The sequence below is a fragment of the Natrialba magadii ATCC 43099 genome (genome assembly GCF_000025625.1).
GTDB lineage: Archaea > Halobacteriota > Halobacteria > Halobacteriales > Natrialbaceae > Natrialba > Natrialba magadii.
Window position 1 is genome coordinate 852,109 of record NC_013922.1, and the last position, 21,062, is coordinate 873,170.

The window sequence follows — 21,062 nt, forward strand, 5'->3', positions numbered from 1 at the left end:
GCCAATGCAGGTACGTTCATTATTTCTGCGGGAGGTGACAACTCTCCCATGGTTTCAATCGACGAACGGTGTGGCGCGGTTTCAGGAGGGCGGCGATAGATGTGCACACGACTGGTGTATCTCGGCGAGGAGGGGCGCGTCCTCACGGCTCGCTCGATGGACTGGGGCGAAGATATCGGGAGCAACATCTGGACGCTCCCGCGCGGCATGGAGCGGACCGGGCAGGTCGGCCCGACCTCGATGGAGTGGACGGCAGAGTACGGCAGCGTCGTCACGACCGCCTACGATATCGCCACCACTGACGGAATGAACGAGGCCGGCCTGGTTGCGAACCTGCTGTGGCTCCCTGAATCGGAGTACCCTGACTGGGACGGCGAGGAAGAAGCCATGGCGATCTCGCTGTGGGCGCAGTACATGCTCGACAACTTCGAAACCGTCGCAGACGCCGTCGAACACGCCCAACAGAAGGAGTTCGTCGTCGTCACCGAGCAGGTCCCCGGACAGGACAGACTGGCGGCGCTGCATCTCTCCCTCTCGGACGCGACCGGCGACAGTGCGATCATGGAGTACGTCGACGGCGAACTCACCATCCACCACAGCCGGGAGTATCAGGTGATGACGAACTCGCCGACGTTCGACAAGCAACTCGCGCTAGCCGAGTACTGGAGTGAAATCGGTGGGACAGTCATGTTACCCGGAACGAACCGTCCAGCAGACCGATTCGTGCGGGCGCGGTTCTACGTTGATGCCGTGCCGAGCGTCGAGGACCGTCGTACCGCGACCGCCAGCGCGTTCGGCGTGATTCGAAACGCCTCAGTGCCGTACGGCATCAGCACGCCGGACGAACCCCACATTTCCTCGACGCGCTGGCGAACCGTCGCGGACCACAAGGACGGCATCTACTACTTCGAGTCGGCACTCATGCCCAACGCCTTCTGGGTCGAACTCGACGAACTCGAGTTCGCTGCCGGCTCCGGGGCGCGAACCCTCCAACTCGGTCCCAACCAGTCGAACGCGTTCGCCGGCGACGTCTCGGGCCAGCTAGAGCCCCACGAACCGTTCGTCTTCCTCGGCCCCGAAGCGGCGACTGGGTGAGCGGGCACACCGCCGTCTCCGCGTAGCCCGGCAGCACACCAGCGATCCGACAGCTCAGTGTATTTATACACCTGCAGCGTACTGTCCGGGCAATGTATCTGGCTCAACTGGTCAACAGTGCGGATGTCCTGCTGGCCTCGCTGCTCGCGCTCATCGCATTCGCGGTCGTAGGCGGGAGCGTCACGCTGAACGCGAGACATCACCGCGTGGCGAATCCACCAGCGTGGGGACTGACGCTGTTCGCCGTACTCCTCCTCGCCACAGTCATGACCGGCCTTCGTGGTGCTGTCCTGTTCGGCCTCCTCCTCGTCGGTCTCTATCTTGCCGTGCGGCGTGATACCCGTCGTGCGAGGTAACGTAACACTTGAAGCGTGCACAGGTGTACTCGAGTTCCTTTCTGGCTGGCGGTGTTCTGGTCGGTATCGAATGGGAGGATTTGATTTTGATGCTGGCTCCGATTCTGGTTCTGACACCGGTTCAAATACCGACCCAGACGCACACGAGTACGCCGGCGACATCCGCTGGGGATGGTGCTGTCCGCGCTGTGAGCGGGACGTCTCGGTGACGAGAGATCCGCACTCGGAGACGTTCGTCTGGGCGTGTCCGGACGAGGAGTGTCCGGCCGTTGGCTTCGGTTTTCAGTCACGCCGACGCGCACGGATCGCACTACGTGAGTATCGCGAGCGGTATCAGCAGATCTATCGCTGACGGCAGCGATCAGCGGAAGGTGGGTTTTAGCACGATCAGCCAGCGAGCGACGCAGCCGGCTCACCCGGCTCCGCTTCGGCCTCGACGGTGCCGCCCTCTGACTCCTCGATCACGTACCGCTGGCCGAACATCGGATCGAGCAGGCTGTCCACCTCGCCACGGTCGTCTCGCAACACCGGCGCATCGTCCGATTCTGGCTCGTCGAGTTTGTTGTCGATCGCACCACTGAGGTCGACCCCCATCGCCGCGGCCCGCTCGTTGTTTCTGGACTCGAGTACTTCCTCGTCGAACGCTGGTGCGCTGTCGTCGTTAGTCGCGACGACCTGGATGTTCTGAATCGCGTTCGCGTCCGAGGTGCGGAAGCTGTAGGCCTCGGGGAAGACCTCGTCGATCGTTTCGTACTGGGCGTGGTAGAACTCGGCTGCTGGGCCGCTCGGCGCGGCGATGACGTTTGCGTGGAGGATGCCGTCGTCGGCCAGTCGGTCCGAGGCGAGTTCCATGAACTCCACGGTCGTCAGGTGGAACGGGACCTGATCCTTCTTGTAGGCGTCGAGAACGATCACGTCGTAGGTCTCGTCGGTGCTCTGGAGGAACTGCCGGCCGTCGGTCGCGTAGACGTTCAGGTCGTCGCGCTCGTCGTGGTCCTCGAGTGTGAAGTACTCCTCTGCGGCGTCGGTAACGGCGGGATCGATTTCGACGACGTCGACGGTCGCATCGTACTGCTCCGCGAAGTCTGTCGGGCCGGTGTAGCCGCCGCCACCGACGAACAGCACCCGCTCAACGTCGTCGATATCGTCGGTCATGAGCATCGGCAGGTGAAAGTACTTCGTGTAGGTGAAGACGTGCTCGTCGGGGTCGTCTTTGTTCAGCGCGCTGTGTCGCGCGCCGTCCAAGTACATCGTCCGGACGTTGTCGTCGTCGACGATCTCGAGTTGCTGGTGTGGCGTCTGGGTTTCGTGGACGATTTCGCCGCGGTGATCGACGTCGAAGATGGCGGGGCCGCCAGCCGCGGCGAGGACGAGGATGAGTGCGATGAAAACGCTCGCGACGGTTGGTCTGCGGGGCAGACTCGGTGCGACGAGGACGAGTGCGGTGGCGACGAGCATGAGCCCGAACAGGAGGCCGATCGCGTCGACACCCATGGAGGGAATCAGGATGAACGTCGTCGCACCCGAGCCGACGATGCTTCCGATGGTGCCGAGCGCGTAAACGTGGCCCGACGCCTCGCCAGTCCCGCGCTTTCGAGAGAGTTCGGCTGCGTAAGGACTGATGAAGCCGAGGAGGTAGGTCGGCGGCCCGAAGAGGATGATAACCGCAGGCAGTGAGGCATAGCGCGGCGGCAACGCGAGCGTCGAGGTGTACGTGAGAAGCAGGTCGCTCGCGAAAATCACCACGGCGACGTAGACCGCAGTCCCGAGCATGAGCCAGCTCATCTCGCGGGTGCTCGCCGTCGCCGCCCGCTTGCCACCTTGCCAGTAGCCGAGGCTCAGTGCAGCGAGGAGGACGGTCAGAATGCCGCCGACGGTGTAGATATGGTTCCCGAACTGCGGGGCGATCACCCGCACGGCGAGGATCTCAAGTCCCATGCTCGTGACCCCCGAGACGAAGACGGCGAGTTCGGGTTTCGTCGGGCGATACGCAGCGACCTCCTGGAGGGTCATCGTCCGGAATGTGATGGGCCGTCCGTGAGTACCTGTCGCCTCGGCGCGTCAGCGTGAGTGGGCTGTTCTATAGCGACCTTACGACGGACGCGTCATCACATGCGTCAACAAAAAGAGCCCGACCGCGACGACGGCGACCGTCGGCAGACTGTACTCGAGTGCCCCCACGAGTGCCGCGCCCCAGACGAGCCACCAGGCGAACAGTCCTGAGAGAATCGCGTTGAGGACGATGAGCAGTCGCGGATCGCCTCGGGAGGACTCGAGTCCCTCACGAAAGCCGCCGCGGTCGCCGTCCGTACCGGAATCGCCAGCCATAGCGCGATAGGGGAGCGTCAGTCACTTAGCCGTTTCCGTCGTCGGTGCTGCAGTCGCGTCCTCGTCGGGGTCGATTTGCGATGCAGAACACACGTGAGCAGCGGGCTTTATAACGCCTCGCTCGAACCGCTGACGTATGCGTGAGGTCACCGTCTCCCGAACGATCGACGTCTCGCCGGCGACACTCCAAAAGCGCCTCGATCCAGCGACGATTATCGAGGCGGAGGGGAGCTTCACCGTCGTCGATATCGACGAGGACGAGACGACGGGGGCCACAACTGTCGTCGCCAGCGGTCCCGGGATGCAGCTTCCGCTGGAGTTCGAAGAACGCGAGGACGCGATCTATTATACGCAAGCAGGTGAACAGGGGCCGTTTTCGCACATGGAGACGTGGCTGGAGTTCGAGTCTATGGCTGAGCGAATGCAGGGACAGGATCAGCAACAGGGCCGGCAACAGGACCCGCAACAACAGCACTCTCAAACCCACCTCACCCTCCGCTCTGCCGTCTCTCTCGCCGCTCCGCTCCCGTTCGGCGACCGAATCGCCGCCTGGAAACGCAAGGGCGAACTACAACGCGCACTCGAGACGTTCGCCGAGGAACTCGAGTAACGCCAGGTGGAGAGTGAGAGCAACGAGGGCTGGTGGACGGCGAAGTGATTAACTACGGCGGCGACCGGCGACCTGACTGAGAACGAGTCGATGGTCGTCCGCACACGCGAACGTTGTGAGGACGAACAGCGTCGTGATGATGGTGCCGAGGGTGAGTCCTGAGATGGGGAGCAGACCAAACGCGGCGGCGAGGAGCAGGCCGACGCTCGCCGTCGCAGTCGCTATGTAGTAGGTTTCGTCGGTATCGATTCGCCCGTCGAGGCGGGACCATAGCGACTCGCTCTCGTCGGCTGGTGCGTCAGTCATTGTAACCTCGAGATACGGCCTGAAGGTTTCGAGGTGCGCACCGGGGCGGATGATGCCGCGCGATTTGTTGTACTCGATGACGCCTGCCTTATCGAGTTTTGGCAGGTGAGACTGATACAGCGGGATGTAGACGCGCTGGCGCTGCGTAGAGGTTAGTTTAGCGACAGTAGTGTCGTGCTCGCGAGCGGCGACGTGCTCTGCGAGATTCCCCATCTTGACGGTTCCCTCGCTATCCAATACGTATCGGATCGCCTCCCGCCTGCGCGACGTCTGGAGGATATGGAAGACGTCGTCATCGGAGAGGGGTGTCGATTCCTCCGCGGCCTCGTCCGGCGGGGATGCCGACTCCGTCTCAGGGTCGCCAGCGGTTGGGCGGTCGGTGATGCTCATACTATCTACTCCGGTGGGGCGAACTGCGACTACCTAAATGTTGTTGTACGTCATGTCGTGAAAAACAGTAAAAGTTGCAATACGTTTCAAAAGTCAGACTGTCGCTGTTAATCGCTCATTAGTCCCATAATCGTATTGTTAGTGGTGTATTGGTGCCCCTAACAGTTTCATAAGGAGATACGATACGGCAAGTCTTCTTGCCAAAGATAGGACATTCATACACTTTTGAACCTCGTCGGTCGTGGCCGTTCAGAACGGCTGATAGCTATGAGCGTTCTCGGTGGAAGACAGCCTCTTCACCCGTTTCAGAGGGGAACCTATCCTCACTGCTGACTGTCTGTTGTTCCCATTCAGCATCCGTCACCAGACAGTCCGCGAGGCTCGTGCGCAGTTGCTGTTCGAGCCCCGCCATTTCGCGCTCGCAACCGTTGTCGTTCGGAGAAGGATGGGCGGTTTCGCCCCCATCGTTGAACCCCGTCCCGATGAAGACGAGTTCCGTCTGTCGGTCGCCAACATCGTCGTCCCACTCGAGTTCGGGTCGGTTAGAACGGTAGAGGTCGCGTTCGAGGTCGGGGAGGTCGGCGATCCAGGGGCCGGCGGCGGTGAGACGACTCGAGGAGCCGGCGTGAGAGAGGGTGAGTTGCATGTCGCTGCTCGCGACCCAGGCGGTTCCCTTGGAGCGGACGACGGATTCTGGAAGCGTTCGGAGGAAGGCAGCGAATCGTTCTGGATGGAAGGGACGGCGCGAGCGGTAGACGATGGAGTCGACGCCGTAGACTTCGTCGGGGTGGCGGTGCTGATGATCGTGCTGTCGCTGTTGGTTGTGGTGCTGGTCGTCGTGTTGGTGCTGGTCGCTGTGTTGGTGCTGGTCGTCGTTCGGACTCTGGCTCCCATCGGCCGCCTCAGCCACACGCTCGAGACTCTCGCGTTCGTCGAGGTTGCCCAGTTCAAACAGGTCCACACCGAGTAACTGATCGGGATCAACCGCGCTGAACTCGGTCTGAATCGTCCGCACGTCGGGCTGGAGTGCTTCGACGAGAGCCGTCGCCTCCGCGAGCTCCGCTGGCTCACAGCGGTCGGCCTTGTTACAGAGAACGATATCGGCGACCTCCAGCTGTTCGATGAGCAGGTCCGACAGCGGGCGGTCGGACTCCGCAGCGGGATCGGTCTCTCGTTCCGGCACGTCTTCCCCACCGAATGTGTCGATGAATAGTCGTGTATCGAGCACCGTGACGATCGAATCGACGTCGTAACTGGCGGCCACGCGCGACGTCGTCGTAAAGAGGCGAGCAACCGGTACCGGTTCGGAGATACCTGAGGATTCGACGATCAGGTGGTCGAACTCCCGGCTCCGGGCCAGGCGGACGACTGCGGTCTCGAGGTCGTCCTGCAATTCACAGCAGAGACAGCCGTTCGACAGTTCGGCGATGCCGTCGTCGACGTCGAGATCAGAGCCCTCGGCGACGAGTTCGGCGTCGACGTTTACCGCACCCATATCGTTGATGAGGACGGCGAGATCACGGTCTCCGGCGTTCTGTAACAGATGATTGAGCAACGTCGTCTTTCCCGCACCCAGGCTGCCAGCCAGAATCGTCACGGGAATCGTCGCGGACATATAGAGAGTGATTGTGTTGCATGGGTTAAGACCCGTCGTCTCGACGGCGCTTCGACGGGCCAATCGCTGGGTGCTGCGATGAAATCTCTCCAGGCACCATCACATTCGCGATGACGTATTTCTGGGATGGAAAGTAATGATAACCTACTTGTGTTAGTGGAATTAAAACGGGGCTACATGCAACAGTGTCCCCGCCGTTCGGTCCTCGGTGGAATCGGTGCGACGATGGCTGCTGCCGTTGCGGGTTCGACCGTCGCCGCGACGGACGAGCGCGCTACCACCGCCTCCACGACGACCGACACGACGTTCGACGACCTGCTCGCGTATCTCCCCTCCTCGATCGCGCAGGACTCGATGGTCCTGACGGCGACGAACTACGACCGGCTGCTCGAGGCCGATCAGCCCCACGATCCGTTCCCGAACGTTGGCACACTCGACCTCGAAGCCGAGGACATCTCGAAGAGCGTCCACGCCACCTCTTACACCGAGGAGTTCACACACCCACTCAAGATCCTCGCAGGGCCCAAACTCGAGGTGGATACGAAATCTCGCGAAACAGACAGCGGACTCGAGTACGAGTTTGCCGATTTCGACGACGATGACGCCGTCGCCGGAACCGATGGCGACGTTATCATTGTGGCCGCCGACGCCGAGACGATCGACGCAGCGATCGATTCCAACGCCGAAGAGGCCGATCGTCTCCTCGACGACGAATCGACGCTCGATGCAGGTCTGTCAGCCTTCGAGGACAGCGACGCGCGCACGGTTCAGATCGGAGACGAACAGTTGATGGCACCGGGAGAGATGGACGCCACGCCGACGTATCTCTCCCACGCCCAGACCGTCCTCGATGTGGACACGATCGAGATGTCGGTCGGACTCGAGTTCGAGGACGAGTCGGACATCACCGACGAGTTGATCGAATCGCTCGAAGCGGAGTTTGCCTACGCCGCAACGACCGACGAGCCGACGGTCGACATCGACGGAACGTTCGTCAGCACGACCGTCGAACGCGACCTCGCTGCCGAACGCGCGGTCAGAGATCACGACAGCCCCGGTCACCTCCGAGTCGACCGCGAGATCGACTTCGACGACGACTACCTCGAGATCGAACTCGGTCGTGGCGATCCGACGCCGGTTGAGGACCTCACCTTCGAGGTCGGCGACGAGGAGTACGACCGTGACATCTGGGCCGACGGTCACGGGAAACTCGAGGAGGGCGACACGATCGTGATGGACATGGACGATGTCGAGCCGAACCTGTCGATCAGGCTGCACCACGATCACGAACTCGGCAGTTCCGGAAGCGGAACGTCGCTCCTCTCTCACTTCCAGTTTACCAGTGAACTCGACGTTGACACCGGCGAACTCGTCGTCACGTACCTGGACGACTTCCCGCTCGACGGTGACCGGGTCCACCTCGCTGCCTACGACGAGCGCCCGCGGTACCGACCTGACGAAGACGCGCCCGAACCGCGCACGACAACGCAACCGTGGCAGGGCGAAGAGCTCACGGAGGGAACGACGGCGACTCTCGACGGCATCGAGCCCGGTGACGAGATTATCGTCGGCTGGGATGGTATCGAACCCAGTGACGGTATCAGCAACCTCCGGGCCCGTCCACCTGGTTCCGCGCGCTTCGAGTACGACTACGAGAACCGGACAGTCGAGGCCACACTCGAGTTCGGAGAACGCCAGCCGCACGCGAAGCCTGGTGTCACAGCAGAGGCAAATGGAGACGACGAAACCGACACTGACGACACCGAACGTCCGGCCGACGACTACGAACTCCTGATCGACGACGAACCGGCTGCCACCCAGTGGGCCGACGAGTACGACACCGTCTCCTCCGGGACGACGGTTAAAATCGACGGCGTCGACGTCGGCACCGAAATCGAAGTCGTCTGGGCTGGCACGGATGCCCGGATCGGCTGGACGCGTGTTCGGCCGTCGGTTCAACTCGAGTACGATGATGGAACGGTCGAGCACGTCGGCGGCGACCCGCTTCCGGCGTCCGAACTCACCGCAGATGTCTGGACAGATGCAGACCGGTTCGAGATGGAACTGGCTGACGAAATCGATGGCACGTTCGAGAAGGGAGAGACGTTCACTGTCGACTCGGATTCAGTTACTACCGATACTGCTGCCAACGATGAGGCGGACGAGCTGGAGTTCGGCGAGATCCGCGAAATCTCGCTTCAGTACGACGCCCACCGTATCGGGTTTGTGCTGCCCGATCGCTAAACACGCTGCGTTCGCGGGTATGGTCGGTTTCTGAAATCAACTCTCTGTCGGCTTTTCCTGCTGGTTTCCAGGGTCTCTTTCGATGTTGATTCGCATGGACTGCAGGTGGGTGTGCTGGTCGCTCTGTGTGTGTGTTGTACTGGTCGCTCTGTGTTTCTCTCGTCCACCGCTTCTGATCTGGTTGGCTTCGTTTAGTTTGGTCTGATTTGGACTGACCAGACAGGTTCGGCTTCGTCTGGTCTCCCTCTCAACAACACGTCGGCAACCACCAACGACCTGTCGGGAGAGGAGTGAAAGTTGAACAGACCAGTACACGGTCCATCGGTACAATACGTTGCAAGCGGTGTGATCCCACGAGGGCGAGATATTTTAGTCTCCGGCCCCGAGCATGACCGACGATGACACTTGCCGACCGAATCGAGTCGTTTCGGGTGACGCTCGAGGAGTGGCTCAGGGGACTCTACCACGGGATGTTCACGCACCCGGCCTACGAGAAAATCGAGCAGGAAGCCGAGGACACTGAGGACGCGTTCATGCTCGCGTGCTTTCCCGACGCCTTCGGCATTCCAAGTCCGGTCTCGTACTACACCGCCGAACTGCTGCCCTACCTCGAAGACGAGTTCAGCGCCTGGGAACGGCGCATGTGGGACCGCCAATCGATCGTCGAGCGCAAGGGCCACCAGTACCACTTCTAACTGCTGATGACTGACTTCGTCTTCTTCGGCGGGAAGGGTGGTGTCGGCAAGACGACCGTCTCCAGTGCGTACGCACTCGAGTGCGCCACGGTGGGCGAGGAGACGCTCGTTGTGTCGACGGATCCGGCCCACAGCACGACCGACGTGTTCGGCCAGCAGTTCAGTGACGAGCCCCAGTCGGTCGAGGGGTACGATGGGCTCTCTGCGATGGAAATCGATCCAGAAGAGGAGGTACAGGACCATCTGCTGGACCTCAAGCGACAGTTAAACTCGCAGCTGTCGGCGGCGATGGTCAACGAGGTGGACATCCAACTCGAGATGGCCCATCAGACGCCGGGAGCGTACGAGGCAGCGCTGTTCGATCGGTTCGTCGACGTGATGCAGAACGCTGAGGCGTACGACAGGGTGGTGTTCGATACGTCACCAACTGGGTCGACGCTGCGGTTGCTCGCGCTGCCGGAACTCCTGGAACAGTGGATCGACCGACTGATGGCAAAGCGTCGGCGAAGTATCGACCTCTACGAGAAGGCTGCGATCGGCAATCAGGAGCCCCGTCGCGTGATGGACGGTGATCCGGTGCTCGCACGATTACAGGGACGCAAGGAGCGGTTCGAATTTGCTGGGGATGTGCTGCGGGAGCAGGCTGCTTTCTACCTCGTGTTAAATCCGGACGAACTCTCGATCCGCGAAACTCGCCGTTCCGTCGAGACGCTTACCGAGGCCGAACTACCCGTTCGCGGACTCGTGGTCAATCGCCTGACCCCTGAACCCGACCCGGACGAAGAGGGACGTGGCGCACGCTACCTTCGCGACCGCGTCGCGACGGAGCGCGACCGTCTAGATCGAATTGACGACGAGTTCGACGTGCCGGTCGTGGCGACAATCGAAACGCGAGTCGAGGAAGTTCGCGGGAGTATCCTGGACGACGTTGCGACTGAACTCGAGATTGCCGGCCCGAGTGCGGACCTGCTAAACGAGCAGGTGTCCCCCGACGAGAGTTGACAGATTGTCAACTGCTTACGGCCGTATTGGTGTTCATCTGTCGAACCAGTGTTGCTTCAGCGAAAATATTTCCGATTCTAGTGGTGAAGAATCGCTTCTATCGGTGGATTGGCGAACCTAAATAAATTATATTTATGGTGTTCCCGTTCAACGGTTCGTGCGGGAGACAATAACATGGCAGGTGTGATCTGGATCGTTGCACTGATACTAACGACGTTTACCGTCGCGTACATCACGTACGGTCGGTACCTCTCGCAGTTCGTCAACCTAGACGACAGCCGTGAGACACCGGCGCACAAGTATCAGGACGGCCAGGAGTACGTACCGGCGAAAAAGCCGGTCCTATTGGGGCATCACTACTCGAGTATCGCGGGCGGCGCACCGGTCGTCGGACCGATTACGGCGGCGTTGGTCTGGGGGTGGGTGCCTGCTGTGCTGTGGGTTGCGATCGGCAACCCGCTCATCGGTGCGGTTCACGACTTCGTCTCGCTGTCGAGCAGTCTTCGACACGAAGGGAAGTCGATTGGGTACATCATCGGCGAGTACGTCGGTGAACGCGGCAAGAATATGCTACTGTGGTTCGCGTTCTTGCTGACGATTCTGGTCGTGGCGGTGTTCGCACTCGTCATCGGAGTCGTCCTGGACGCGTATCCACAGGCAGCGACGGCGAGCCTGATTTACATCACGCTCGCGCTCCTGTTCGGTGTCTGGCTCTACCAGCTTGGCCTGCCGTTCTCCGTCGGCACGGTCGTCTTCGTAGCTGGCGTGTTCGGCTCGGTCTGGGCCGGTATCCAGTATCCGCTCGCGCTCGTTCCAGGAGAGTACCCAGAGGGAACGATCGTGTTGCTGGAGTCGGCACCGTTCTTTATTCCGGCGTTACTCGAGAGCGTCAACATCGGTGCGTGGGTGCTCGTCATCCTTGTCTACGGGGCGCTTGCGAGTATCCTGCCGGTGTGGATGTTGCTACAGCCGCGTGACTACCTCTCGTCGTTCCTGCTGTACACGGGTGTCGGTGGGGGGCTGCTCGCAGTCATCGTCGGCACGTTCATCACCGGAATGGGAAGCGATGCAGTTCACCCGGACACCGGGGACGCACTGAGTTTCCAGATCGAAACGGGTGCCTGGTACGGCTTCTTCGGCGAGGCTGGCCCCATCGCACAGGAGGGGCTGATCCCGCTAATGCCGCTGTTCCCGCTGTTATTCCTCACCATCGCGTGTGGGACCGTCAGCGGGTTCCACTCGCTCGTTTCATCGGGGACGACGGCGAAACAACTGAACAAGGAGACTGACGCCAAGCTGATCGGCTACGGTGGCATGCTCGCGGAGGGACTGCTCGCTGCAGTCGCACTCGTGACCGTGACGATTATCGCAATTCCCGCCGCTGACGGCGGAATCGCGCTGGCGCTACCGAACTTTGCAACCGGTGGCGGGGCGATCCTCACGGCGTTCGGTATCCCGATGGAGTACGGTGCGCCGTTCATGGCGCTCGTCCTCGCGAGTTTCCTGTTGACGAGTATGGACACGGCCGTCCGCCTCGGTCGCTACATGCTCGAGGAACTCATCGGTACGCCTGAAACCGAGGTCGAAGCGTATGCAGCCAACAGCTACGTCAACACGTCCGTGATCGCCATCGCGGCGTTCCTACTGCTCGGCAGCGGTCGCTGGGAGGACCTCTGGACGCTGTTCGGCGGCGCAAACCAGCTGCTGGCGTCGCTTGCACTCCTCACGGCAACCGTCTGGCTGGCCAACTGGAGCAAGACGAAGCAGCTCGTCTCGACCGGTGGACCGATGATGCTGATGGGGTTCATTACAGTCTGTGGCCTGATATGGGTCGGTGGCTACCAGATCATTGGTGGTCGCCTCCTCGGGATTACCGCGGAGGCCGAGACTGGCGCTATCGGAATCGCCTCGGCGATCGCCCAGGTCCTGATCATCGCGACGCTGCTGTACCTGGCACTGTCGCTGTTCAAGATCGGGTACGACAACTTGCAGACGGCTCGCGACAGCGGGACGGGTGTCGTGGCCGACGTGAGTCAGGACGACGACTAGTCGAGCCGCACTCGCGGCTCGGTGGTGTGGTTCATTTTTTGACCGCTGCAGATCGACTGTGTCGAGTACCGACGGCAGCAATCTGTAGAAGCAGCCGACTGGCTGTGACTACAACTGGAGCCGTCGGGAGAGCAGCCCCAGTAGTCCCGGTTCCTCGTGTTCGATCGGCTCCCAGAGTCGAAACGCCGTTGCAACGTCTGCGTTGTCGCTTGCGACCAGTTCCGCTTCGTCCGGTGCGACGACGACGAAGTTCGTCTCATAGTGGCCGTGATAGCCGTATTTGAGCAGTGTTCGTCCGTCGTGGGAGTCGACACGACTCCGGACGGTGTCTGGAATACTGTCTGTGATGAGCACGAACGTAAACTCCGTACAGAAGTGCTCCTCGGTCGCCTCGATCCACTTATCCGCGAGGTCGTCGCCGAGAGCCGCGAACCGATCGAGTGTGTCGTCGTCGACACGGTCGACCTGTTTGACGAACAGGTGCTCGTTCGACTCGTGTTCGGCGAACGAGAGTGCAGGATGCAGGAAGTGCTTCTGGCTCACGAGCGACAGTTCGCCGTAGAGCGTGAACGACTCACCCTCTATCCGGTAGTCTTTCTCCAGGTCATAGTTGTGCATGAGCCGGTCGCTCACTCTGTCGAGGTACTCGTCGTCCCAGTCGGGGACGTCCGCGAGGTCAACGTCGGCCGGCGAGCCGCCGTCTTGGGAGCTCACACCAGTTTCAGTGTGACCATCCGCGGTTCGTTCCATGTGGATGAATGCCACGAGGGGACCAAAAAGCCGTCGGGACGACCTGTGTGTTTACATACCGCAGCGTCCAAAGACAGGTATAACCGAGTCACCACATGGCACGAAAACGCGAGGCGTGTGGCCGCTGCTCGATGTCCGTCGCAGTCGAAGCCGCACAGAGTGAGCAGTCTGACCGTGACCGGGCGGACCGAGACCCCTACGGTGAGGCACGAATCGAAGTCGAAGAATCAGCGCTTCGCCGTCTCTCTCCGGACGGCTGGCTTTCGGGACTGTCGACTCGAGTAAGCGAGCGCGTTCGGCAGCTCACCTGGGGGAACTGAGTCGCTGAGTGCTGAAGCACTGAAGTACTGACCGCTACGCACTAAACACTGGGAGAGAGAAGAGAGCCAGCAGACTGACAGTCGCTCAGTTCGTCGTGATGATTTCGATGACGTCTCGCGGCTCGACCTCGTAGTTCTTCCCGAGCTGGCGGTTCGACCGACAGTCGATTGCGTGGAGGAAGCCGTCGCCGATGTCCGAGTGGAGACTGTAGGCGAAGTCCTCGGCAGTCGAGTTCGGCGGGATCAGGTAGCAGTCGGGCAGCACCTCGCCGCGTTCGTTTCCGAGGCCGTTCGCGCCGCCGGGGAACACCGGCGTCACGCCGAGTACGTCGAACAGCGCGGTTTCCAGGGCTGCCTGGACACCGGTTGCGCCGTACCCGTCGAGGAAGTCACGGATCTGTTCCAGGCCCTGTTCTTGCTCGCCCGAGACATCGCCCGTAATTTCGAAGCCGTCGTCACCCGGTCGGTAATCGAGGACGCCGGCCTTGTCCGCCGACTTGAGGGCTTTCTCCGCGTGTGCGCTGCAGGGAACGATCGTCAGGTGTTCGTACTCTGGATCGGACGTGATCTCCTCGTAGTTCGCCTGCGCTTCCGGCGTGTCCATCTTGTTCGCCGCGATGACCATCGGCTTGGTCTCCTTGCGGATTTCGCGAGCCAACTCGAGTTGATCCTCGTCGTCCCACTCGTCGGGGTCGAAGCCGATATCGGTGCGGCGGATCAGGAGTTTGATCTCGTCCTCGTTGGTTTTGAACGCGCTCATCTGCTCGGCGAGTTCTTCCTCGATGGCGTCGTCCTCGGTGGTGTAGCCCGATTCGTATCGCTTGATCCCTTTCTCGAGGATATCGAGGTACCACTGGTCGAGTTCCTCCTCTAAGAAGGCGATGTCCTCGCGAGGGTCGTGGCCCTCCGTCGGCTCGCCTTCGAGATCGGTCTCGCCCGAGAAGTCGACGACGTGGACGAGCACGTCCGTCTCGTTCAGGTCGCTCAAGAACTGGTTGCCGAGGCCGTTGCCCTCGTGTGCGCCGGGAATGAGGCCCGCGACGTCGACGAGTTTCGTCGGCACGAAGCGGGTGCCGTGGTCGCAGTAGCCGACGTTCGGGGTACACTCCTCGTCGAACTCCGGGGCCGCACAGTCGACGCGGACGTAGGCCTCGCCGACGCTTGGGTCGATGGTCGTGAACGGGTACGCCCCTTCGGGCACATCGTTCATCGTCGCAGCGTTGAAGAAAGAAGATTTCCCGACGGACGGTTTGCCAACCAGTCCAATTCGGTAACTCGTACTCATTATCAGTGCCTGGCGAACCAGCCCTAAACGGGTTTCTGTCTGCTGTCCGCGTGCTATGGCTGGCCCTGACACACCCTTGGCCGACGTCCGGTCGCGAGGAAAACCGACAGCCACCCACTCAGTTCTGCGACTCGAGACGAGTTACCGGGCCAGCGTCGTCCAACTCCAGCCCGCAATCGCCAGCACGATCAGCGCAAGGACGGCAAAGGCACCCCACTGCTGGGTCTGCGTATCCGCAATCGGTGCGAACACGTCGACCAGCCCGGTCGCCTGCATCATGCCAATGACGAGCAACAGCAACACGAGGATCGAGACGACGGCGATCGCGATCCAGTTGCGAGCCATCTGCGCACCCTCCTGCTGGGCTTCCTCCGCGTCGTGCGTCGGCTTCTCAGTCGGATCCTGGTCGGTACCGGCATCAGGATCCAGATTGGAGTCGCGGTCAGACATATCAGCCAGTAGAACGGGATCACGGGAAACGGTTCTACCTGCAGGTTCCGGCCGCGGTTGAAGTATGGGCCACGAAGGGGCGGACTACGAAGGAGAGGGGCTACTCGAGTACCGTCGCCAGCGCGTCCATCGTCTCGTCGACCAGTTCGCGCTGTGCGTTGTGGCCCATGTGACCGACGCGGATGATATCGTCCTCGAGACCGCCGAGTCCCGTCGCGAGGACGATGTCGTGCTCTTCCAGGAGGGTGTTCTGCAGCTCGGTCGCGCTGCCGTCGTACTCGAGTGCGGTCACCGTGGGCGAGCAGTCTTCGGTTGCTGTCGGGTAGGGTTCGAGGCCGAGGTCGGCGGCGCGGTCGCGACAGTGGGCGGCGACCTCGCGGTGGCGCTCGAAGACCTGTGCGGGGCCTTCCTCGAGGATCTGGTCGGCCGCGGCGTCGAGAGCACGGATGTTTGCGGCCATGTGGGTGTAGGGGAACCACTCCTCGTCCTCGTCGGCGGCGGTGCGCCAGGGCGTGAGGTTGGTGTAGTGGGCGCGGTTTTCGACGGTCTCGATGCGCTCCCAGGCGCGCTCGCTGATCGTTGCGGTCGAGAGGCCAGGTGGTGCGCTGAAGCACTTCTGGCTCGCCCCAAGACAGACGTCGATCCGATCCGTTGGGACCGGCGTGCCGCCGAGCGAGGAGACGGCGTCGACGACGCTGATGATGCCGTGTTCGTTGAGCACGTCCAGAACCGGACGGAGGTCGTTCAGCGTCCCGGTGGGGGTCTCGCAGTGGACCATCGTCGCCACGTCGAACGGCTCGTCAGCGTCCTCGATGGCTGCCTCGACCGTATCGCGGTCGAGGGTCTCGTCCCAGGGGACGGAGCACGTGACCGGGTCGCCGTCGTACTGGGTGACGAAGTCGGCGAAGCCGTCGCCGTAGCGGCCGTTCGAGAGACAGAGGACGCGGTCGCCCGGCGAGACGAGCGAGTCGATGGCGGCCTCGAGTCCGAGGATGCCCTCGCCAGCGAGGATGGCGGTGTCGCGGCCGTCCGTGGCGGTGATACCGTCCGAATCAGCCGTGTGAATTCGCGTGAGTTTCTCGGCCAGCGCGCGGTAGCACTCGAAGAACTCGGGTTCGAGGTCGGGGTTGGGAACCGGTTCGGCGAGGCGCTCTCGAACTGCGGGTGGGATCTCGGTGGGTCCCGGCGTCATGCGCAGACGCTCGGGTACGTGGCAGTCGTTGGGCATTGGTTTCTACCCGCGTCTACCGGCGGTGCGGACTAAAGTCGTCGGTATCCGGCACTCCCGGCCACCGGATCGGAACCGTAACAGTAGATAGTAGCACGGCTTTTATTCAGGACCTGAATTGGAAATTAATCGGAGCAATTCGGTCACTTCACGTGCATATTGACCGTTAGAAGATCTCTCACCTCAAATAAACTCCCTTAACAGTTCACCAGACCTTGGAGAAAACATAATGACTGGAAGCTAAATTCTATTGGGTAATGTTTAGTCAGTATGAGAGAATCATTCGGCAGAAAGACAAGTGTGATATGAGAATTCAACTATATATTCTGGTCATCGCGATAGAGATCAAATTCGACAGCTACCGGTTCAGTTGTTCCAAAATACACAAACCGATACCGTCCAGATGAAAGTGAGGGACACACAGTGAGTACGTCATCATCATCAACGAGTCCACTATCAGTCAATTCGAACGTCCATTCGTATACTGTGCCAGGTCGATGACGACGTTCGACATCTATGTAATCCATGTTCCCTTCGATCACACCACGTACTTCTTCCCATCCTGCATCTGTATATACAAGAAAATTATAGTGGTCTCGGGTCGCGGTGTATTCTGAAGTGAAGGATGTGTTTCTGAGAGTAATCTCTACAGTATCACCATATCTGAAGGATGTGTCATTCACACGCAACGAGAACGATCCTGCATCACCTACTTCTCCTGTACCTCGGTTTGAGAGCCTATCAAAATCGTTGTCGTTACAATCAAGTGATGATGGGACACTTTCCGGTTCACGACTCGGTGAGATTTCACCACTAGCCAATATTTGTAGGCAACCACTAAGACCTACAATAGCAACTCCAGTTGCACTCGCAAGATATTGTCGCCTATTCATGCATAATACATGTATTCCAGAGGATAAATGTTTATCCCCTGTTGGGGAACTATATGTATGGCTGTAAAATTGTCTGTGGAACAATTTAATTAAACAATTGTATAATCCATTTCCTCTTCAATATCACCAATATAGTTACCGACTGATCTAGGGTGGGTACCCTGCGTAAGCGATGCTCTATGAAGTCCGACAACACGCATATTGTCAATGTCTCCATCATTATAAAAATAGGGTCCTCCTGAATCGCCATCACCATCTTCTTGGTCATTCGCTCTTATCAGTTCAATCCTCATTGGTGTAACATTATCATTAATTTGACCCACTGAGTGTTCACATCGACCAGTGCGTCGTCCTTGTTGACAAATGTTTCCTGTATATTCCTGATCCTTGAGCCAGTCCTCTCCGACAATTTCAGATCCTAATGCTCCAGAAAACCCACCACCAATGTCAGATAGTTGGCTCCCAGCATTTACCCCATCTTCCATTTCAATAAATGCGATATCCCAATCGCCATCGTGTTTAATTTCACCCACTTCGCCAATTTTATCATCGTCATATTGATATACAGATCGGCCTTCACCATCACTTGATGATTCATCATCAGTATCATATGTGATGTGACCATTTGTCAGAAAACCAACATCCTCTTCACTGTCCCGTTGGATACGAGGCCCGAGCGAACCACTACTGCTGTATCCGAACCAACCGGACTCCTCAATCGAAATACTACAACCAGTTCCCCGTAAACTATATCCATAATCATAACTCTCTTCGTAAAACCGTTCGTCAGAACCGTCTGTATTGTGACAGTCTTCATCAGAACATGCATCATTTGCTACAATATTGCTTTCGAATCTAACTGGAATGTCATCACGAGAAGCATTTTCAACAGATTCATGACCAATACTTCCTTCAGTAGTTTCAGGTACTTTCCTCATTATTTCGCTTAAATCAATATCGGGGGATCTAACACCGTCCAAAGTTTTGATTTCATCTATTTCTGATGGGTCCATATCCTTCTCTCCATCAATCGAACCAGGAACAGATATATCATAATTTACAACTACACTATATTCTTCGTTCTTACCTCTCCCATTGACATCCACACTAGATGAAATTAATTTACTATCCTCAATAGCATCAATCTTCTTCTGAATCCGTTCTGCTGCATCAAATGCTGTTTCAACAACAATCCACTTGTCCCGTGGAATTGTATAATAGTTAGCCACCCGTTCGCCCGGCCTGTCTGGGAAAGGTGGATTATTGTATTCCTCTGCGTTCGATAAGTTGTAGTATTCCACTCTCGGAACTCTATCAGTGGGATCATCCGTCAATTCTTTGAGTTCTTCTTTCGAAATGTTCGCTGCAACACCTCCAGACATTCCCAACTTTGCAAGCGTGTCCATGAACCGTCGGCGTCCCATCAGCGATAATTTATTAGATTTTCCTCTCATACTATAGCTTCAGTATACTAATATTTAAACTCTTTTATTCAATATTACTTTTTTGATAATGCTGTTACATACAGTAAGGGTTTAAAATAATTTCTCGGGTGAATAATGAGGTTGTGTCGGTAAAAAGCCAAAAACAAGATCACAACCAATTAGTGATTTTGACACTGACTAGTTTCGGTACTTCCCGACCGGTGTGAGAGCCGAAGATAAAGCGTTGTTCTGGTTGGGAAAACGTCCGGTTGAGAGGATGTGTTCATCATACCTCAACCACATGGTGTTCTTTCGGATTCGGCACTGTCTAGTTCAGCACCTTCTCAGCTGGCGTTCGGCCATTGAGCGCTTGATTCGGCCGATTGTGGTTATAGTGGTGCCTGAAGCGTCTCAGCCAGCGTCTTGCGCTGGTCGGACTGTCCCGCCAGAAGGAGTGAAAGCGGTCGATCCGCATCGAGACAGTCTGAAACCACTTTTCAACGTGGTTTCGCTCGCTGTAGTTGAGCTGACCGCTCAAGTCGTGACGCGCGAGGGCAATCAGATAGCCGCCAGCATCGACGAGAAACTCCGACTCGTTGAGATCGTGTTTCTCCGTAAGACGGTGCAGGAACGCCGCCGCGGGGTCAGTCCCGCGGCGGCTGTAGACGTCAATTTCGAGCAGTAGCTTTGATTCTGTGTCGATCGCGGTGTACAGCCACTTTTTCTCGCCGTCTACCTCGATTTGTTTCTCATCAACCGCGACCCGCGACGGCTGCGCCGTCGGCGGGTCACTCTGCACTTCCGAGAGTTTGTGTGTCCAGTTCCAGATTGCGCCGTGAGAACGGTCAATGCCGAGTAATTCAAGAACTACGACGACTTCCCGAACCGACAAGCCCATCGAATGGAGACGCACCCCGAACACCCTGACGGGTGTCGGGGTGCGCTTGTTCTCCCAAACCTCATCACAATCCACGTCTAAGGTCTCTCTGAGCAGGTTGGCGAGTTGCATTGGACACTTCTCGCCACTACCTGTTCGTTCCTCAAACTCACATCTAGACAGTGCCCTGCAGATCACCGGTTCAAAGGGACTACCCTTATCGGTCGGGCCGTCACACACTCGCGTATGCACGTCACGTTCCTCGGGACCGGGAGCGCGATGCCGACCGGTGAGCGCTTCCAGACCGGCATTCTCGTCCAGAACGACGGCCGACAGCTACTGATCGACTGTGGCTCCGGTGTCCTCCATCGCCTCCAGCAGTCCGGCGTCGGCTACGAGAACGTCTCAACGGTGTTGCTCACTCACCACCACTTGGACCACGTCGCCGACCTCCTCCCGTTGATGAAAGCCCGCTGGCTCGCCGGCGAGGAACACCTGGAAGTCGTCGGTCCGCAGGGGACCAAGGGGCTCCTTGACGACCTCCTCGACGTCCACGAATACATGCAGGACAAACTCGATCTGCAGGTACGGGAGGTCGTTCCCGGCGAGTTCACCGTCGCAGGCTTTGATGTCTCTGCCTACGAGACACGTCACTCGCTGCCGTGTCTGGCCTATCGGTTCGACGACCGCTTCGTCTTCAGCGGCGACAGTGAGGCCTTCGCCGGGCTGGCGAACTTCGCCGAAGGCGCTGCAATCCTGGCTCACGATTGCTCGTTCCCCGACGACGTCGACGTGTCCAACCATCCGACACCGGAGACGCTCGGGCGTGAACTTGCGGGTCGAGAAATCGGCCGCGTTTACCTGACACACCTCTATCCGCACACCGAGGGCCGTCACGAGGAGATGCTCGAATCGATCGGGCGACAGTACGACGGCGACGTTCGATTCGCCGAAGACCTCAAAACGATTTCAATCGAGTGACAGGCTGAATACGCCCTGTGGTTCTTTTCGTGCTGGTGCAACGCATCTGATTTCGTGACAGTCAGAAATATGTAACTCTCCAAACACGTATAAGCGACCGCGTTTGTAGGATCATAACAACAGCATGGTCCCCAGCGACGCATCACCGGCCTTGACCGCAACGG

At 59.0% G+C, this 21,062-nt stretch carries 21 protein-coding genes; 10 read left to right on the top strand and 11 right to left on the bottom strand.

The features are described from left to right. Positions 1–99: 99 nt before the first annotated feature. The 3 genes from NMAG_RS03990 to NMAG_RS04000 all read left to right on the top strand — a co-directional run bounded on the left by NMAG_RS03990 (position 100) and on the right by NMAG_RS04000 (position 1,803). Positions 100–1,095 (top strand): linear amide C-N hydrolase, encoded by a 996-nt coding sequence (locus tag NMAG_RS03990; protein ID WP_012996424.1) that lies wholly within the window; start codon positions 100–102, stop codon positions 1,093–1,095. Positions 1,096–1,187: 92 nt separating this feature from the next. Then, complete coding sequence (locus NMAG_RS03995; protein ID WP_004216612.1) at positions 1,188–1,451, top strand: hypothetical protein; 264 nt, start codon at positions 1,188–1,190, stop codon at positions 1,449–1,451. Between the two features lie 160 nt (positions 1,452–1,611). Next, complete coding sequence (locus tag NMAG_RS04000; RefSeq protein ID WP_237076836.1) at positions 1,612–1,803, top strand: hypothetical protein; 192 nt, start codon at positions 1,612–1,614, stop codon at positions 1,801–1,803. A gap of 35 nt (positions 1,804–1,838) precedes the next feature. On the opposite strand, the gene NMAG_RS04005 is transcribed toward NMAG_RS04000, so the two are convergent. Beyond that, entirely contained in the window at positions 1,839–3,464 is a 1,626-nt protein-coding gene (locus NMAG_RS04005) for a spermidine synthase (RefSeq protein WP_004216614.1), read from the bottom strand. A gap of 78 nt (positions 3,465–3,542) precedes the next feature. Further along, on the bottom strand, positions 3,543–3,779 hold the full coding sequence (locus NMAG_RS04010; protein ID WP_004216615.1) for a hypothetical protein: 237 nt from the start codon (positions 3,777–3,779) through the stop codon (positions 3,543–3,545). A gap of 136 nt (positions 3,780–3,915) precedes the next feature. Between NMAG_RS04010 and NMAG_RS04015 the strand changes: the two genes are divergently transcribed. After that, a complete protein-coding gene (locus NMAG_RS04015; protein WP_004216616.1) occupies positions 3,916–4,389 on the top strand; it encodes a hypothetical protein in 474 nt (157 codons plus the stop codon). Positions 4,390–4,437: 48 nt separating this feature from the next. Here NMAG_RS04015 and NMAG_RS04020 read toward each other — a convergent pair whose 3' ends face one another. Then, positions 4,438–5,085 carry a DUF7344 domain-containing protein gene (locus NMAG_RS04020; RefSeq protein WP_004216617.1) on the bottom strand — a complete coding sequence of 216 codons (648 nt, stop codon included), beginning with the start codon at positions 5,083–5,085 and terminating at the stop codon, positions 4,438–4,440. A 265-nt stretch (positions 5,086–5,350) separates the two neighbouring features. Then, the gene (locus NMAG_RS04025) at positions 5,351–6,700 is read right to left on the bottom strand and encodes a CobW family GTP-binding protein (protein ID WP_004216618.1); all 1,350 of its coding nucleotides are present in this window, start codon (positions 6,698–6,700) and stop codon (positions 5,351–5,353) included. 177 nt (positions 6,701–6,877) lie between these two features. On the opposite strand from NMAG_RS04025, the gene NMAG_RS04030 reads away from it, so the two are divergent. From NMAG_RS04030 to NMAG_RS04045, 4 genes are all read left to right on the top strand, one after another. Next, positions 6,878–8,944, top strand: coding sequence for a hypothetical protein (locus tag NMAG_RS04030; RefSeq protein ID WP_004216619.1), 2,067 nt, complete (start codon positions 6,878–6,880; stop codon positions 8,942–8,944). Between the two features lie 398 nt (positions 8,945–9,342). Then, positions 9,343–9,639 carry a hypothetical protein gene (locus tag NMAG_RS04035; RefSeq protein ID WP_004216620.1) on the top strand — a complete coding sequence of 99 codons (297 nt, stop codon included), beginning with the start codon at positions 9,343–9,345 and terminating at the stop codon, positions 9,637–9,639. Between the two features lie 6 nt (positions 9,640–9,645). Continuing rightward, positions 9,646–10,641: an ArsA family ATPase gene (locus tag NMAG_RS04040; protein WP_004216621.1), complete on the top strand. Its 996-nt coding sequence runs from the start codon at positions 9,646–9,648 to the stop codon at positions 10,639–10,641. Between the two features lie 174 nt (positions 10,642–10,815). After that, a complete protein-coding gene (locus NMAG_RS04045) occupies positions 10,816–12,690 on the top strand; it encodes a carbon starvation CstA family protein (RefSeq protein WP_004216623.1) in 1,875 nt (624 codons plus the stop codon). Between the two features lie 108 nt (positions 12,691–12,798). On the opposite strand, the gene NMAG_RS04050 is transcribed toward NMAG_RS04045, so the two are convergent. Further along, the gene (locus NMAG_RS04050; protein ID WP_004216624.1) at positions 12,799–13,440 is read right to left on the bottom strand and encodes a hypothetical protein; all 642 of its coding nucleotides are present in this window, start codon (positions 13,438–13,440) and stop codon (positions 12,799–12,801) included. A gap of 95 nt (positions 13,441–13,535) precedes the next feature. Here NMAG_RS04050 and NMAG_RS04055 point away from each other — a divergent pair, with 95 nt between their 5' ends. Beyond that, on the top strand, positions 13,536–13,760 hold the full coding sequence (locus NMAG_RS04055; protein WP_004216625.1) for a hypothetical protein: 225 nt from the start codon (positions 13,536–13,538) through the stop codon (positions 13,758–13,760). Positions 13,761–13,845: 85 nt separating this feature from the next. Here the strand turns inward: NMAG_RS04055 and NMAG_RS04060 are convergent, their stop codons facing one another. The 6 genes from NMAG_RS04060 to NMAG_RS04085 all read right to left on the bottom strand — a co-directional run bounded on the left by NMAG_RS04060 (position 13,846) and on the right by NMAG_RS04085 (position 20,049). Next, positions 13,846–15,045 carry a redox-regulated ATPase YchF gene (locus tag NMAG_RS04060; RefSeq protein WP_004216626.1) on the bottom strand — a complete coding sequence of 400 codons (1,200 nt, stop codon included), beginning with the start codon at positions 15,043–15,045 and terminating at the stop codon, positions 13,846–13,848. A gap of 141 nt (positions 15,046–15,186) precedes the next feature. Beyond that, the gene (locus NMAG_RS04065) at positions 15,187–15,495 is read right to left on the bottom strand and encodes a hypothetical protein (protein ID WP_004216627.1); all 309 of its coding nucleotides are present in this window, start codon (positions 15,493–15,495) and stop codon (positions 15,187–15,189) included. Positions 15,496–15,595: 100 nt separating this feature from the next. After that, a complete protein-coding gene (locus tag NMAG_RS04070) occupies positions 15,596–16,723 on the bottom strand; it encodes a pyridoxal-phosphate-dependent aminotransferase family protein (RefSeq protein ID WP_012996426.1) in 1,128 nt (375 codons plus the stop codon). Positions 16,724–17,040: 317 nt separating this feature from the next. Further along, a complete protein-coding gene (locus NMAG_RS21955) occupies positions 17,041–17,616 on the bottom strand; it encodes a hypothetical protein (RefSeq protein ID WP_012996427.1) in 576 nt (191 codons plus the stop codon). 89 nt (positions 17,617–17,705) lie between these two features. Then, a complete protein-coding gene (locus NMAG_RS21490; protein WP_012996428.1) occupies positions 17,706–19,070 on the bottom strand; it encodes a chymotrypsin family serine protease in 1,365 nt (454 codons plus the stop codon). Positions 19,071–19,368: 298 nt separating this feature from the next. Next, complete coding sequence (locus NMAG_RS04085; RefSeq protein ID WP_012996429.1) at positions 19,369–20,049, bottom strand: IS6-like element ISNma4 family transposase; 681 nt, start codon at positions 20,047–20,049, stop codon at positions 19,369–19,371. 114 nt (positions 20,050–20,163) lie between these two features. Here NMAG_RS04085 and NMAG_RS04090 point away from each other — a divergent pair, with 114 nt between their 5' ends. Beyond that, the gene (locus NMAG_RS04090; protein WP_004216632.1) at positions 20,164–20,898 is read left to right on the top strand and encodes an MBL fold metallo-hydrolase; all 735 of its coding nucleotides are present in this window, start codon (positions 20,164–20,166) and stop codon (positions 20,896–20,898) included. Positions 20,899–21,062 lie beyond the last annotated feature (164 nt).

Excerpts from the sequence above, each read along its gene's own strand:
- NMAG_RS04020 (WP_004216617.1), bottom strand. The coding sequence starts at position 5,085 with ATGAGCATCACCGACCGCCCAACCGCTGGCGACCCTGAGACGGAGTCG.
- NMAG_RS04015 (WP_004216616.1), top strand. The coding sequence starts at position 3,916 with ATGCGTGAGGTCACCGTCTCCCGAACGATCGACGTCTCGCCGGCGACA.
- NMAG_RS04025 (WP_004216618.1), bottom strand. The coding sequence starts at position 6,700 with ATGTCCGCGACGATTCCCGTGACGATTCTGGCTGGCAGCCTGGGTGCG.
- NMAG_RS04090 (WP_004216632.1), top strand. The coding sequence starts at position 20,164 with ATGCACGTCACGTTCCTCGGGACCGGGAGCGCGATGCCGACCGGTGAG.
- NMAG_RS04035 (WP_004216620.1), top strand. The coding sequence starts at position 9,343 with ATGACACTTGCCGACCGAATCGAGTCGTTTCGGGTGACGCTCGAGGAG.
- NMAG_RS04005 (WP_004216614.1), bottom strand. The coding sequence starts at position 3,464 with ATGACCCTCCAGGAGGTCGCTGCGTATCGCCCGACGAAACCCGAACTC.
- NMAG_RS04070 (WP_012996426.1), bottom strand. The coding sequence starts at position 16,723 with ATGCCCAACGACTGCCACGTACCCGAGCGTCTGCGCATGACGCCGGGA.
- NMAG_RS04060 (WP_004216626.1), bottom strand. The coding sequence starts at position 15,045 with ATGAGTACGAGTTACCGAATTGGACTGGTTGGCAAACCGTCCGTCGGG.
- NMAG_RS04045 (WP_004216623.1), top strand. The coding sequence starts at position 10,816 with ATGGCAGGTGTGATCTGGATCGTTGCACTGATACTAACGACGTTTACC.
- NMAG_RS04065 (WP_004216627.1), bottom strand. The coding sequence starts at position 15,495 with ATGTCTGACCGCGACTCCAATCTGGATCCTGATGCCGGTACCGACCAG.
- NMAG_RS04010 (WP_004216615.1), bottom strand. The coding sequence starts at position 3,779 with ATGGCTGGCGATTCCGGTACGGACGGCGACCGCGGCGGCTTTCGTGAG.
- NMAG_RS03995 (WP_004216612.1), top strand. The coding sequence starts at position 1,188 with ATGTATCTGGCTCAACTGGTCAACAGTGCGGATGTCCTGCTGGCCTCG.
- NMAG_RS04030 (WP_004216619.1), top strand. The coding sequence starts at position 6,878 with ATGCAACAGTGTCCCCGCCGTTCGGTCCTCGGTGGAATCGGTGCGACG.
- NMAG_RS04040 (WP_004216621.1), top strand. The coding sequence starts at position 9,646 with ATGACTGACTTCGTCTTCTTCGGCGGGAAGGGTGGTGTCGGCAAGACG.
- NMAG_RS04085 (WP_012996429.1), bottom strand. The coding sequence starts at position 20,049 with ATGCAACTCGCCAACCTGCTCAGAGAGACCTTAGACGTGGATTGTGAT.
- NMAG_RS04050 (WP_004216624.1), bottom strand. The coding sequence starts at position 13,440 with ATGGAACGAACCGCGGATGGTCACACTGAAACTGGTGTGAGCTCCCAA.
- NMAG_RS21490 (WP_012996428.1), bottom strand. The coding sequence starts at position 19,070 with ATGAGAGGAAAATCTAATAAATTATCGCTGATGGGACGCCGACGGTTC.
- NMAG_RS04055 (WP_004216625.1), top strand. The coding sequence starts at position 13,536 with ATGGCACGAAAACGCGAGGCGTGTGGCCGCTGCTCGATGTCCGTCGCA.
- NMAG_RS03990 (WP_012996424.1), top strand. The coding sequence starts at position 100 with ATGTGCACACGACTGGTGTATCTCGGCGAGGAGGGGCGCGTCCTCACG.
- NMAG_RS21955 (WP_012996427.1), bottom strand. The coding sequence starts at position 17,616 with ATGAATAGGCGACAATATCTTGCGAGTGCAACTGGAGTTGCTATTGTA.